Consider the following 14399-nt stretch of genomic DNA (forward strand, 5'->3'; position numbering starts at 1 on the left):
GCATGTAGGTCGAAGCGCAGCCGACCGGAGGGCAATGCCCCCGGATGAAGCATGTAGGTCGAAGCGCAGCCGACCGGAGGGCAATGCCCCCGGATGAATACCGGAGCGAAGGAACGCCGAGCCTAAGCGAGGGGCCGTACGTAAGGGGCGAGACCTTTTGGTTACTTTTGGGGCGTTTGCCAAAAGTGACCCGCTGTAAGAGCGGAACCATAAGYGGCCGTTACCGCAGCAACGGATATGTACTCCATCAACCAAGAGCCTGGTCGGCCCAGAGGCCGCCAAGGCCTAGTCCCCTCGGACGATGTGACGACTGGACGTCAGAGCAAGAATCCATCGCACTCCCCAACCAACAAAAAGGCCCAGTGCGATGAACGACGTCAATCTCAAAGCCGACATGCTCCAGGCCATGCGCCGCCTGGCCAAGTCAGTCACCATTATCAGCACCAGCAACGGCTCCGAACGCTTCGCCATGGCCGCCACCGCGGTCGACTCGCTGAGCACCGAGCCGCCATCGCTGCTCATCTGCGTCAACAAGACCGCCTCGCCCCACGCYGCACTGGCGACCGGCGCCGACTTCTGCGTCAACATCCTCGGCGTMGAACAACAAGACCTGGCCAACCTGTGCAGCGGCGCSATCAAGGGCGAAGCRCGCTTCGACCGKGGCAACTGGCTGACCAGCCCSGGCGGCATTCCTTACCTGGGTGACGCRCAGTCGGCGATCCTCTGCCGCCAGGACGGCCACTTCAGCTACGGCACCCACACCGTATTCATCGGGCGCATCCTGCAGATACACACCACTGACGCCATCACCCCGCTGGTCTACCTCGACGGCAGCTACACCACCACCGCCAAACCCTCTCCTTCCTTCGCTGTAGCCGGCTGAGGCCTGGACATGGACGGCGTGAACGGGTTGACGGCGTTGCGAGTGAACAGCGCCGACCAGTTGCCATGGGATGACCGTTGCGATTTGCTGATCGTCGGGTTTGGCGGAGCCGGCGCCTGTGCCGCCATCGAAGCCAGCACTCGCGGCCTGTCGGTGCTCGCACTGGATCGCTTCGAAGGCGGCGGCGCCACGGCGCTGAGCGGTGGCGTGGTCTATGCCGGCGGCGGTACGCCGTATCAGCATCAGGCTGGCTATGAAGACACCAGCGAAGCCATGTTCAATTACCTGCGTCAAGAAGTCGGCGAGGCCGTCAGCCACGAGACATTGCGGGCGTTCTGTGAAGGCAGCCGCGAGCAACTGGCCTGGCTGGAGCGTCAAGGCGCGGCGTTCGAGGCAAGCGTCCCGCCGCACAAAACCTCGTACCCGAGTGACCAGTACTACCTCTATTACTCCGGCAACGAAGCCGTGCCGGCCTATGCCGCCAGCGCCAAGCCGACGCCCCGTGGACACCGCACCAAAGGCCCGGGCATGTCCGGCGCCAGCCTGTTCGCCCCGCTCAAGGCCAGCGCCTTGCGTCACGGCGCGCGCCTGCGCAGCCAGTGCGAAGTGCGGCGACTGGTGCTCGACCTCGACGACAAGGTCCTCGGTGTCGAAGCCTGGCAATTGCCGTCGGGTAGCCGCGCCGCCGAACAACATGCGCGTCTGTCACGCTGGGCCGCCGCCATTCATATGTACGCTCCGGCGTTGGCCGACCGCTTGCGCGCCCGTCAGCGTCGCATCGAACAGACCAGCGCCATTCGGCAATTGATTCGCGCCGAACAGGCGGTGTTGCTGAGCAGCGGCGGTTTTATCTTCAATCGCGATCTGGTGCGCCAACACGCGCCGCAGTACCTGGCCGGTCTGCCGCTGGGCGCCACCGGTTGCAACGGCAGCGGCATCGCCCTTGGCCAAAGTGCTGGCGGCAGCGTGGCGCGGATGGACAAGGTCAGCGCCTGGCGTTTCATCAACCCGCCACTGGCCTGGGCTCGCGGGCTGATCGTCAATGCTCGCGGACAGCGTTATGCCAACGAAGAAATCTACGGCGCGACCCTCGGCCACGCCATGGTCGAAGAACAGGATGGCCGCGCCATTCTGATACTCAATCGGGCGCTGGTTCGAGAAGCACTCAGCCAGGTCGGCCCCGGCAAAGTCTGGAATTTCCAGCGTCTGCCGGTGCTGCTCAATCTGCTGTTCAACGCCAAGCGCAGCAACAGCCTCGCCGGCTTGGCCAAACGCTGCAACCTGCCGCCCGAACTGCTGCGCCAAAGTGTCGAACGCTATTCCCGCGCAGCACGCGGTGAGGTCGCCGACGAGTTCGGCAAATCCGCCACCATGCTCACCGACCTCGACCAAGGCCCGTGGTACGCCCTCGACTTGTCTTTCGACAGCAAACTCTTCCCCTGCCCGGTCATCACCCTGGGCGGGCTGAAGGTCTGCGAGGACAGCGGTCGGGTGCTGGACCACGCCGGCCAGCCAATAAACGGTCTCTACAGCGCCGGYCGCAATGCGGTCGGGGTCGCCTCCAACCTGTATGTCTCCGGCCTGTCCCTGGCCGACTGCATTTATTCCGGTCGCCGGGCAGCCGCCCACGTGGCCGACCAATTCGCACTTCAAACCGCACGATCAGGAGAACAACAATGCAACGTGTAGAAGGCAAAGTCTGCATCATCACCGGCGCCGCCAGCGGCATCGGTCGCGAAGACGCCCTGCTGCTGGCCCGCGAAGGCGCCAAAGTGGTACTGACCGACCTCAATGAAGAGGCCGGTCGCCAGGTGGCTGCGGAAATCGGCGCCAACGCGCTGTTCATCCGCCACGACATCGCCAGCGAAAGCGATTGGCAACAGGTGGTCAAGACCACCGTCGAACACTTCGGCCGCCTCGACGTGCTGGTCAACAACGCCGCGATCCTCGCGCTGGGCAGCATCGAAGACACCACGCTGGAACTGTGGCAGAAAGTGCAGAAGATCAACGGCGAGGGCTACTTCCTCGGCTGCAAGTACGCGATCCAGGCCATGAAGGAAACCGGTGGTGGTTCGATCATCAACATGTCGTCGGTCGCAGCATTAGGCGCCATGCCGATGTTCTGCGCCTACTCGGCGTCCAAAGGTGCGGTGGCGGCGATGACCCGTTCCATTGCCTTGCACTGCAAGCAGCAGGGCTACCGCATCCGCTGCAACAGCGTGCACCCGGATGGCGTGAACACGCCGATGACCCAGGCCCTCGCCGGTGGTCAGCCGATCCCGCAGGAAGCGCTGGACCAGGACCCGATGAACCGCATGGCCGCGCCACGGGACATTGCCAACGTGGTGCTGTTCCTTGCCGCCGACGAGTCGCGGTTCGTCAACGGTGCCGAGATCCGCGTCGACAACGCCCAACTGATCAGCGGGCTCTGAGGCCGAGGTGAACATGGGCACGCAACAACAGAACCTGACCCTGGCCGAACACACGACGGCAAGCGTCTCATTGCAAGTGTGCGCGGTGATCGACGAGACCGCTGACGCGCGCTCGCTGGTGCTGGACATACCGCCAAACCTGCGTGAGCGCTTTCGCTACAAACCGGGCCAGTTCCTGAGTTTTCGCGTGCCCTTGGCCGGCAAACTGTTGACCCGCTGCTATTCCATGGCCAGCTCGCCCCTCGCGGACGCGCTGCCCAAGGTCACGGTGAAACGGGTCGACGGTGGCCGGGTGTCGAACTGGATGAACGAAGTGCAGGTCGGCGACTGGCTGGAAGTGCTGCCACCGGCCGGGCATTTCTGCCTGGACCCGCAGGCGGACACCGAAAAGCCCCTGGTCCTGTTCGGGGGCGGTTCGGGCATCACCCCGGTGTTTTCCATTCTCAAATCGGTGCTGCACAGCAGTCGGCGGCCGATCAAGTTGATCTACGCCAACCGCGATGAAGCGTCGGTGATTTTCAAGGACGAGCTGTGCCAGTTGATCAAGGCGCATCCTGATCAACTGCACGTGGTGCACGTCCTCGATTCGGTGCAGGGTTTCCTGACGGACCATCAGGTCCGTAATCTGCTGCGCGGATCAGCCGGCGGCGACTACTTCATCTGCGGGCCGGGACCGTTCATGGACACCGTGGAGCGCACGCTGCTGGCGCTGGGCGAAGCGGCGGAGCGCATTCATGTCGAACGTTTCGTCTCACCACCGGACCCCGACGAGCTGTTGGCCGAAGAAGCCCTCGCCCGCGAGGCAGCGATGGGGTCGCAGTGCGAAGCGCTGATCGTCGAGCTCGATGGCGAACAACACGAAATCGCCTGCCAGCCCGGCGATACCTTGCTGCAAAGTTGCAAAGCGGCCGGCCTGGACGTGCCATCGTCCTGTGAAGAAGGTTTTTGCGGGGCCTGCATGTGCGTGGTCAAGGAAGGTGAGGTTCAGTTGGCGCGCAACGATGTGCTGACGCCCAAGGAACTGGCCGACGGCTGGACACTGGCCTGCCAGAGCCGACCGACGGGTGCCCGGGTACGCCTGAAATTCCCGGATTGAAGATACGCATCCCCCTGTAGGAGCGAGCCGGCTCCGGGCGGCGTTCCGACGATGGACGTCAACGATAATGCGCCCTTTCTGAATGAACGCGGTGCCCGGACGTTTTTCGCGAGCAGGCTCGCTCCTACAGTTGAAATGCGCCAGACGGGGGATCTATTGCTTAGTCTCAACGGACGATCACTCGGGCCCGGTCTGCAGTTAGACTCGGCCCCAGCATTAGCCCACAACAATAAAAGAGGTGCAGTTATGGCTCGTTTGCAGAATAAGGTTGCGKTGGTCACCGGCGGTGCTTCGGGGATCGGTCTGGCCTGCGTGCGCCGTTTCGCCGCCGAAGGCGCGCAAGTGGTCGGGCTGGACATCGGTAGCGCACCGGCAGACTTTCCCGGCCTGTTCATGACCCTGGACGTGCGCGACGAAGCGCAGGTGCAGCAGGTCATGCAAGAAGTCATCAGCCGCTTCGGGCGCATCGACGTACTGGTCAACGCCGCCGGCGTCGCCGACCAGGGCAGCGTGACCCAGACCACTACCGCTGCCTGGCAACGGGTGATGGACATCAACCTGACCGGCAGCATGCTCACCAGCAAATACGCGCTGGAATCGATGGTTGAGCAGCGTGGTGGTTCGATCATCAACGTCGGTTCGATCTTCGGCCTGCAAGGCTGCGATGGCAACGTGGCCTATAACGTATCCAAGGGCGGCATCAACCAGCTGACCCGCTCGATGGCCATCGACTACGGCTACGCCAACATTCGCGTCAACGGTCTGTGCCCGGGCCTGATCGAAACGCCGATGACCAGCATGGTCCGTGACAATGACGCGTTCCACGCCTTCTTCGCCTCGCAGCACATGCTCAGCCGCTCCGGGCAGCCGGAAGAAGTGGCTAACGTCGCGCTGTTCCTGGCCTCGGACGAAGCATCCTTCGTCAGCGGCCAGATGATCGCCGTGGACGGTGGTTTTTCCGCCGGTCGCCGTTTCGCCCCACCCGCCCAGTAATTCGCAATCCGGCCGGGCGCCCTGCCCGGCCTACTCCCTTTTTCGTACTTGTCTTCTAACCGGGGAGGCCCCATGCCGCCTGTCGCCACCGCACTGACCATCGCTCAACTGTTCGCCAACGCTGCCCAGGCCTACGGCGACCGCCCGGCCATCGAGGACGCGGGCCACGTCATCTGCTACCGACAACTGGACCAACTGCGCCGCCAGGCTGCCCGCGCACTGCTGGCCCTCGACGTACAGGTCGGGGACCGCGTGGCGATCTGGGCGCCCAACGTGTGGGAGTGGATCGTCGCCGCCGGCGCCCTGCAGTGTGTCGGCGCCGCCCTGGTGCCGCTCAATACCCGGATGAAGGGCAGCGAGGTCGGCTACATCCTGCGCGAAAGCGGCACCTGCGTGCTGTTTGCCATCGGTGAATTCCTCGGCGCGGACTACCCCGGCATGCTGGCGTCGGAAGACCTGCCTGAGCTGCGTCACATCGTCAGTCTGCGCGGCGCCAATTCGGGCACCCTGGCTTGGGAGCGGTTTATGGATCTGGCGGCCGACGTGCCGCAACTGGCCTTGCGCAGCCGCGAGCAAAGCGTCGGCCCGCAAGCCTTGTCCGATGTGCTGTTCACTTCGGGTACCACCGGCAAGCCCAAAGGCGTGATGACCAGCCACGGCCAGAACCTGCGAATCGTGCGCGACTGGAGCGATATCGTCGGCTTGCGCGAGAGCGATCGCTACCTGATCGTCAATCCGTTCTTCCATTCCTTCGGCTACAAGGCCGGTTGGCTGGCCGCATTGATGCGTGGCTGCACCCTCCTGCCGCAGCAAGTGTTCGACGTGCAGGCCGTGCTCGAATGCGTGCAGCGCGAACGCATCAGCGTGTTGCCCGGGCCGCCGACGTTGTATCAGTCGTTGCTGGCCCATCCGCAACGCAGTGAATTCGACCTGAGCTCCTTGCGCGTGGCGGTGACCGGGGCGGCGGCAATCCCCGTGGAGATGATCCACCGCATGCGCGACGAACTCGGATTCGCCACCATCGTCACCGCGTATGGCCTGACGGAGGTCTGCGGTTTCGCCACGATCTGCCGCGCCGGCGACTCTGCGGAACTGGTCGCCAACACCAGCGGCCGGGCGATGCCGGGGGTAGAAGTACGCTGTGTCGGCAACAACGGTCGCAGCCAGCCGGCGAACATTCCCGGTGAAGTGCAGATTCGCGGCTACAACCTGATGCAGGGCTATCTCAACAATCCTGAAGCCAGCCAGGAAATACTCGATGCCGACGGCTGGCTGCACACCGGCGACATCGGCATGCTCGACGAACAGGGTTACCTGCGCATCACCGACCGCCTCAAGGACATGTTCATCACCGGCGGCTTCAATGTGTACCCGGCAGAGATCGAACAGTGTCTGCTGACCTATCCGGGCGTGGCCCAGGCAGCGGTGATCGGGATTCCCGATGAGCGCATGGGTGAGGTGGCGATGGCGTTCCTGCTGCCCGCGCCCGGGATGGAAATCGAGCAGGCGCAGTTCCTCGCCTGGTGCCGTGAGCAGATGGCCAACTACAAGGTTCCGCGCCGGGTGCAGGTATTGCAGAGCATGCCGATCAATGCGGCGGGCAAAGTGACGAAGAATGTGTTGCGCGAGTGGGCACTGCAGCCAACCGACTAAACGCAAACCCTGTAGGAGCGAGCCTGCTCGCGATGGTGTGTCAGTCGACATCAATGCTGACTGTACCGGCCTCATCGCGAGCAGGCTCGCTCCCACAGTGTTCGAGGGTGTACACAGACTTCGCGTCCGACACAGATCAACTGTGGGAGCGAGCTTGCTCGCGATAGCGTCAGGTCAGTCGACATAGATGTTGAATGTTCTGCCGTCATCGCGAGCAAGCTCGCTCCCACAGGGTTTTATGTTTTACCTGCTACCGAGTCAGACCACCCGCGCCGGATGCTGCTGGCGCGGGTCGCCGAGCATGGCACGATAGGACGGTGGCTGGCGGCCTTCGGCTTCGCTGATGCCATAACCCGGCGCGACTTCGGCGGTGATCAGGGTCTGCCCGGTCAACGCCATCAACTGCGGGTCATTGAGCAAGGCATGAATCACCCGCCCGTTGAATTGCGGGGTTTCGGCGTGGGCCAGAAACGCCTGGTACTGCTCGCCATGCTGCTCGCCGGCAATCCTGGTGCGTTCGGTCAGTTGCGGGCCGAGCCACAGCGACAACGCCGCCACGCCCTGCCCTTCGAAATCGATCGCCATGTCGGCCGCCAGCTTGTCGACGCCGGCCTTTTGCGCGCCGTACGCCGGGCCATGCATGTAGCACCCGGCGCCGAATGACGACGTGAAGCAAATCAGGCCTTGAGTACTTTTCAGCAACAGCGGTGCCGCGTAGTAGCTGGCGATGTAGGCCGAGCGCAGGCCGACGTCGAGAATGCGCACCAGGTCCAGCGGCTTCACCCAGAACGGTCCCGGTTCGATCAACTGGTCATGGATGAACGCTACGTTATTCACCAGCAAATCCAGATGCCCGCATTCCTTTTCGACCTGCGCAAACAACGCCTCGACTTGCGCATCATCGGCGTGATCACAGACCACCGCGATACCGCGTCCGCCGGCGGCAGTAATCGCAGCGGCGGTGTCCTCCAGCGAACCGCGCAAGGCATGCCCGTACAAATTCGATCCGCCCTGCGTCGGGGCGCGGCCAGTGACGTACACGGTCATGCCGGCCGCCCCAAGGGCCAAGGCGATGCCCTGCCCCACTCCGCGACTGGCGCCGGTAACGACAGCGATCTGTTGACGTGGGTGATTCATTCGACACTCCCGAACAAGGTCTTGGCCGCAGCGGTTTCGCTCTGGCGCTTGATGTGATTGGCCGCCAGGTAACCGAAGGTCATGGCCGGGCCGATGGTCGAACCGGCGCCCGGATAGGTGCGGCCCATCATCGAGGCGGCGCTGTTGCCGATGGCGTACAGGCCGTTGATCGGTTCGCCGTCTTCATGCAACACGCGGGCGTGCACGTCGGTCAGCAGGCCACCCTTGGTGCCGATGTCTCCGGCGTCGATGCGCACGGCGTAGAATGGCCCTTTGAGCAACGGCGCCAGGCACGGATTGGGTTGCACGTTGGGGTCGCCGTAGTAGCGATCGAACAGCGATTCGCCCTTGTGGAAATCCTCGTCGACACCCAGCACGGCCATGCCGTTGAAACGCTGCACGGTGCGCACCAACCCGCCCGCGTCGACGCCGATTTTCGTCGCCAATTCTTCCAGGCTCGACGCCTTGTGGAAGTAGTCGCGCAGGTGCTCGGGCAATTGCCAATCGCGCTGGGCATAGCCCGGCAGCAAGGCGCCGCACGGATATTTGCGGCGGAACTCGGCGTCGAACACCATCCAGCACGGCACGCTCGCAGCACCTTCGCGGTTATTGGCGTACATCGCATAAACGATATCGGTGTAGGGCGCAGCTTCGTTTACGAAACGCTCCCCCGCCGCATTGACCATCACGCACCCCGGCAAGGTGCGCTCGACAAACAACGCACGCTGCTTTTCTTCGCCCTTGACGTAAGTGGTCGGCGCCCACCAGCTGTGTTCCATCAACGCGGTCCGCGCGCCGATGGCCTGGCCGGCGCGAATGCCGTCGCCGGTATTGTTCGGCGGCGTGGCACTCCAGTTCGCCTGGGACGGCTGCGGCAGGTACTGCTCACGCATAGCCTGATTACGCTCGAAACCACCGGCAGCGATGATCACCCCGTAGCGCGCCTTGACGTTGAGCAACTGACCGTTGCGATTGACCCGCGCCCCGCCGACCCGGTCGCCGACCAGCAGCAGTTCTTCCAGCGCACAGTCGAGCCACAGCGACTTGCCGCGATCCTGCAACGAACAGCGCAAGGCACCGATCAAGGCATTGCCCAGGGTCAGGAAACGATCGCGACGGGACAAACGCCGCCCCTCGCGATCACGCCAGTAGCGCCACATCACCCGCAGGGTCAGGCGTAACCAGCCGGGGCCGCGGCACAGCAACACTTGCGCCTCTTTCATGGTCATAGCCATGCGCCCCATCATCAGGGTGCCGGGGGACGGAGCGCGCATGCGCAAAAATTCTTCGCCGAGTTCAGCGGCATCGAACGGTTGCGGATCCATCGAACGATAGCCCGGTTTGCCGCCCTCGACTTCCGGGTAGTAATCGGCGTAGCGCGGTTGCGCCTCGAAGCGCACGCGGGTGTGTTTTTCCAGGTACTCGACCATCTCCCGGCCGTGCTCGACATAGGCTTCAATGCGCCCGTCGTCGATCTCGCCGCGGGTCACGGCGCGGATGTAGGCAATCGCTTCGGCCGCCGAATCACTGCCGCCGATGGCGTTGATCCGGTGGTTGTTGGGGATCCAGATGCCGCCACCGGACACCGCCGAGGTGCCGCCGTACTCGCCGCTCTTTTCGATCAGCAACGCATTCAACCCCAGGTCATGAGCGCGCAGCGCAGCGGTCATGCCCCCGGCTCCCGAGCCTATCACCAACACATCACAGCACTCGTCCCATTTGATCCCGGCAGCGTTCATGCGATCACCCTTGTTCAGCGCCCATCAGGCAGAAACCGCCTCCGCCGGATCTTCGCCCGGTGCAGTCGGTCTCGGGATTGTTCGCCGCGCGCGCCGGGCGTTCATCGTCCGATGGGACTAAGCCACAGACCGGAGCGCACCTGATCCCCTGTAGGAGCTGTCGAGTGAAACGAGGCTGCGATCTTTTAAGAGCCAGATCAAAAGATCGCAGCCTTCGGCAGCTCCTACAGCAATCCGCCGTTCCCGTACAAATCGCTTAGTCCGCTTGGACGATGTTGCACGCAAGTCGCGACTCCATAGTCGCCCACAGCACCAATCATCCCCCCTGAAATGCAGGTCGGGCAGGTCTGACCTGGGCCATGAGGACGACATGATAAAAACAATAATCGCCCCACCAACACAGCACCCTCGCACACAGCTTGTTCTATTGATGCTGGCTGGCGGATTGAGCGCTCACGTTAACGCCATGAGCTTTCAGCCAAGCGAAGACTTGAGCATCGACTGGGACACCACTCTGACGTACAGCCTCGCCTGGCGGACCGAGGCTCGCGATCACAAACTGACCGCGAACGCTAACGGCAACGACGGCGACAACGCGTTCGACAAAGGCAGCCTGATCAACAACCGCAGCGGCTTTCTCACCGAAGCCAACATCAAGTGGCAGGACGACTACGGCGTGTTCGTCCGGGCGACGGGCTTCTATGACAACGTCTACGATCAGGACAACGACAACACCACCGGTACCTCGAACTGCTTCGCCGGCGGCCATTGCAGCCAGCCCGACCGTTTCTCCCAGGACACCATCGACCAGCATCGCAATGAATTGCGCATGCTCGATTACTACGCCTATGGCACCTGGGACGTGAGCGGCCACGCCCTCAACGCGCGCCTGGGTAACCAGGTGGTGAGCTGGGGTGAAAGCCTGTTCTACCCGGGTATTTCCGCGGCCCAGAGCCCGGTGGACGCGACCAAGGCGACCACTCCGGGCGTCGAGGTCAAGGAAATCCTGCTGCCGGTCGGCCAACTGTTCACCCAGTTCGCCCTGACCGAAAGCCTGGGTATCCAGGCCTACTACCAATACAAGTGGGAGAAAACCGAGTTGTTCGGCGTGGGTAGCTACTTCTCCACCACCGACTTCATCGATGAGGGTGGTTTCAACGACGCCTCCGGTTTCGTCACCCGCCTCAAGGACGACAAACCGAGCGACAGCGGCCAGTACGGTCTGGCCTTCACCTACGCCGCCGAGTCGCTGAACAACACCGAGTTCGGCATCTACTACGCGCGTTATCACGACAAGACCCCGTCGCTGGACTTCGCATCGACCCTGGGCCGCTATCAGGTGCGCTACTTCGACAACATCGACCTGTTCGGCGCGAGTTTCGCCACGGTGCTGGGCGACGTCAGCTGGGCCGGTGAAGTCAGCTACCGCGACGGTACGCCGGTAATGGTCGACAACGGTTTCTCCAGCCCCGTGCGCGGCAAGACCGTGCAAGCGCAAACGTCGATGATCTACGTGCTCGGCCCGACCTTCTTCGCCGACAACACCAGCCTGACCGGCGAAGTGGTCTACAACACCGTGGTCAGCAACGACAAGTCGCAGCCAGTGACCCTGGCCCCTGGCTTCGCGCTGCCGGGAACCGACAGCCTGGTCTATGACCGCGATGCCTGGGGCTACACGGTGCAGGCGAACTTTGACTACAACAACGTGTTCAGCGGATGGGACATGTCGGTGCCTGTCACCTTCAGCGCCGCCGCCCACGGCGACAGCTCGATGGTCGGCTCGATCAACGCCGGCCAGAACGATAACCGCGCCAGCATCGGCAGTTCGTGGCGCTACCTGGGCAACTTCACCGTCGAGGCCCGCTACAACGCCTACCTCGGCAACGCCAACAACAGCCCGTTGGCCGACCGCGACAACGTCGCGCTCAACTTCAAGTACCGGTTCTGATTCCCCTGTCGGAGGAGCACAGCATGTCCAGATTCACCCAAACATTATTGAGCACCGCGCTGACCGTCGGCCTGCTCGGCAGTGGCCTGGCCTACGCCAAGGTCAGCCCCGAGGAAGCCGCCCGTCTGGGCCAGGACCTGACCCCGATGGGCGCCGAAAAAGCCGGCAACGCCGACGGCAGCATCCCGGCCTGGTCCGGCAAATGGCGCGGTCTGCCACCGGGTCTCAAGTACGCCGGCCCCGGTACGCCGTACCCGGACCCGTACGCCGCGGAAAAACCACTGTTCGTGATCGATTCGAAGAACATGGACAAGTACGCAGGCAACCTGACCGATGGCCAGAAAGCGTTGCTCAAGCGTTACCCTGATACCTTCAAGATCCCGGTGTACCCGAGCCACCGCGACTTCCGCCTCGATCAGCGCATGGAAGACCTGATCAAGAAAAACGCCGTCACTGCCGAACTCGACAATGACAACAACGACACGAAAAACGCCTGGGGTGCCTCGCCGTTCCCGATCCCGAAGAACGGCAGCGAGTTGATGTTCAACCATACCTTGCAGTCGCGCGCCAACACTGAAGAGGCCAACTACGGCCAGGCGGTGGTGTACGCCAACAAGGAAAAGGTGCTCGAAGAGGTCAACTACAAGATCTTCTCGATCTGGTCCAGTCCGGACAAATCCCTGGAGACGGCCAACGGTGTGCTCACCAACTTCCTGATCACCACCCTGGAACCGGTGCGCAAGAAAGGCGAGATCGTGGTCGGTCACGAATTCATCAACCCGACCTCCTCCCCCCGCCAGGCCTGGCAGTACAGCCCGGGTCAACGCCGGGTACGTCGCGCGCCGACCGTGGGCTACGACTCGCCGACAGGTGCGGGAGGTTTTCGCGTGTACGACGAAGACCGTTTGTTCAACGGTGCACCGGACCGCTACAACTGGACCATCGTCGGTAAGAAAGAGATCTACATTCCGTACCACAACTACAAGATCGACGATCCAAGCGTAACGGCCGACCAGATCCTGGCCACCACCGGTCACATCGATCCGCAGTACATGCGCTACGAGAAGCACCGCGTCTGGGTGTTGCAGGCCGACCTCAAGGAAGGTGCCCGCCACGTGTACGCCAAGCGCGTGCTGTACCTGGACGAGGACAGCTGGTCCGCGACCCTGGCCGACAACTACGACAGCCGTGGCCAGTTGTGGCGCACCAACATGCAGACTTCGATCTACGCCTACGAGATGCAGCGCTACCACGCTCGCCTCGGCATCTACCACGACCTGATCGCCGGGTCCTACCTGGTTGACCGCATGCTGGTCGATCAGAAACCGGCCAAGCTCAATGCCACCGCCTTCACCGAAGACGAATTCACCCCTGGCAATCTGCGCCAACTCGGCACCCGCTAAACCCCTGACGCTCCGACCGATTCATTTGGTCGGGGCGTCATGCTCTGTCAAATCCGCTCCTCCCACGGAAGACTCCCCCATGAACAAACTCCTTGCCGGCATCATCGCCATGGCCAGCGTTGGCCTGTCGATGCAAGCCAACGCCCTGAACATTTTGCTGACCAACGACGATGGCTGCCGCGCACCCGGCATCGATGCGATGTACCGCGCCCTGACTGTCGCCGGGCACAAGGTCACGCTGGTCGGGCCGTTGAACGACAGCAGTGGCATCAGCGCGGCCAGCGTGGTCGTGCCTGGCCAGGCCCTGGCGGTGACCGAACTGGCGCCGGGCAAGTTTTGCGTCGGGCCACCGGAGGGCTACACGGCACCTGCCGGCAAAACCTCCGCCATCGGCACGCCGGTGGATGCAGTCAACGTCGGCCTCGACGTGATCCTCAAGGATTCGCCGCCAGACCTGGTGGTGTCGGGCAGCAACTTCGGCGAAAACGTCGGCCCGCTGACGCAGATGTCCGGCACCCTGAACGCGGCCGTGCGCGCGATGTTCAAGGGGATTCCGGCGGTGGCGGTGTCCACGGGCATCGACATGGACCTGATCATCCGCGACCAACAGGCCGGCTACCGCAAGACCCTCGACGCCATGGACGACACGGCGCGCTTTGCCGTGAAGGTCATCGAACAGGCGAGCCTGGCCGGTACAGAAGCCAGACAGGCCTGCGCCAGGAACAAACATCAGTGTGATTTGAACGTACTCGGCCTGCCGGGTGTCAGCGGCCTGAACCTCAACTACCCGGCCCTGAAACCCGATGAAGTCAAAGGCGTGAGCTTTGCGCCGATCGGCAACTGGGATCGCGTGAACTTCACCTYGCAGCGAGGCGCCGACGGCGTAGTCCACGTCAACCTGGCCCCGCCGTCGACACCGACCGAAGTCCAGCAAAAGGCCGATGCCTATCAACTATGGCAAGGCCACGCGGTGATCACCGTGATCGACGGCAACATGACAGCGCCGGAGGCGGTGCAGGACCAGACGAAGAAGATGTTGCGCGGGATCAAGCCTTAATCCAGCGCGGAACGGTGTTAATCACAAAACCATTGTGGGAGCGAGCTTGCTCGCGATG

11 protein-coding genes are annotated in these 14399 nt (G+C 63.0%); 9 read left to right on the forward strand and 2 right to left on the reverse strand.

The genetic code is table 11. From position 1 onward, the window contains the following. Nucleotides 1-367: 367 nt before the first annotated feature. From AC1DVH_RS18675 to AC1DVH_RS18700, 6 genes are all read left to right on the forward strand, one after another. Complete coding sequence (locus tag AC1DVH_RS18675; RefSeq protein ID WP_477755055.1) at nt 368-883, forward strand: flavin reductase family protein; 516 nt, start codon at nt 368-370, stop codon at nt 881-883. 9 nt (nt 884-892) lie between these two features. Continuing rightward, complete coding sequence (locus AC1DVH_RS18680) at nt 893-2572, forward strand: FAD-binding protein (RefSeq protein WP_477755056.1); 1680 nt, start codon at nt 893-895, stop codon at nt 2570-2572. Beyond that, complete coding sequence (locus tag AC1DVH_RS18685; RefSeq protein WP_150759511.1) at nt 2560-3315, forward strand: glucose 1-dehydrogenase; 756 nt, start codon at nt 2560-2562, stop codon at nt 3313-3315. The genes AC1DVH_RS18680 and AC1DVH_RS18685 overlap by 13 nt, the downstream gene beginning before the upstream one ends. A 13-nt stretch (nt 3316-3328) precedes the next feature. Then, the gene (locus AC1DVH_RS18690) at nt 3329-4411 is read left to right on the forward strand and encodes a 2Fe-2S iron-sulfur cluster-binding protein (protein ID WP_477755057.1); all 1083 of its coding nucleotides are present in this window, start codon (nt 3329-3331) and stop codon (nt 4409-4411) included. 246 nt (nt 4412-4657) lie between these two features. Next, nucleotides 4658-5404, forward strand: coding sequence for an SDR family NAD(P)-dependent oxidoreductase (locus tag AC1DVH_RS18695; RefSeq protein ID WP_477755058.1), 747 nt, complete (start codon nt 4658-4660; stop codon nt 5402-5404). 72 nt (nt 5405-5476) lie between these two features. Next, a complete protein-coding gene (locus AC1DVH_RS18700) occupies nt 5477-7057 on the forward strand; it encodes a FadD3 family acyl-CoA ligase (RefSeq protein ID WP_477755059.1) in 1581 nt (526 codons plus the stop codon). 258 nt (nt 7058-7315) lie between these two features. Here AC1DVH_RS18700 and AC1DVH_RS18705 read toward each other — a convergent pair whose 3' ends face one another. Together AC1DVH_RS18705 and AC1DVH_RS18710 are read right to left on the reverse strand one after the other, a co-directional pair. Further along, a complete protein-coding gene (locus tag AC1DVH_RS18705) occupies nt 7316-8194 on the reverse strand; it encodes an SDR family NAD(P)-dependent oxidoreductase (protein WP_477755060.1) in 879 nt (292 codons plus the stop codon). Continuing rightward, complete coding sequence (locus tag AC1DVH_RS18710; protein ID WP_477755061.1) at nt 8191-9933, reverse strand: FAD-binding protein; 1743 nt, start codon at nt 9931-9933, stop codon at nt 8191-8193. The genes AC1DVH_RS18705 and AC1DVH_RS18710 overlap by 4 nt, the downstream gene beginning before the upstream one ends. Nucleotides 9934-10363: 430 nt before the next feature. On the opposite strand from AC1DVH_RS18710, the gene AC1DVH_RS18715 reads away from it, so the two are divergent. From AC1DVH_RS18715 to surE, 3 genes are all read left to right on the forward strand, one after another. Beyond that, nucleotides 10364-11881, forward strand: coding sequence for a DUF1302 domain-containing protein (locus tag AC1DVH_RS18715; RefSeq protein WP_477755062.1), 1518 nt, complete (start codon nt 10364-10366; stop codon nt 11879-11881). Between the two features lie 23 nt (nt 11882-11904). After that, nucleotides 11905-13284 carry a DUF1329 domain-containing protein gene (locus tag AC1DVH_RS18720; RefSeq protein ID WP_477755063.1) on the forward strand — a complete coding sequence of 460 codons (1380 nt, stop codon included), beginning with the start codon at nt 11905-11907 and terminating at the stop codon, nt 13282-13284. 79 nt (nt 13285-13363) lie between these two features. Further along, entirely contained in the window at nt 13364-14341 is a 978-nt protein-coding gene (gene surE, locus AC1DVH_RS18725; RefSeq protein ID WP_477755064.1) for a 5'/3'-nucleotidase SurE, read from the forward strand. Nucleotides 14342-14399: the final 58 nt, after the last annotated feature.

The sequence above is a fragment of the Pseudomonas sp. P4_C3 genome, from assembly GCF_056402075.1.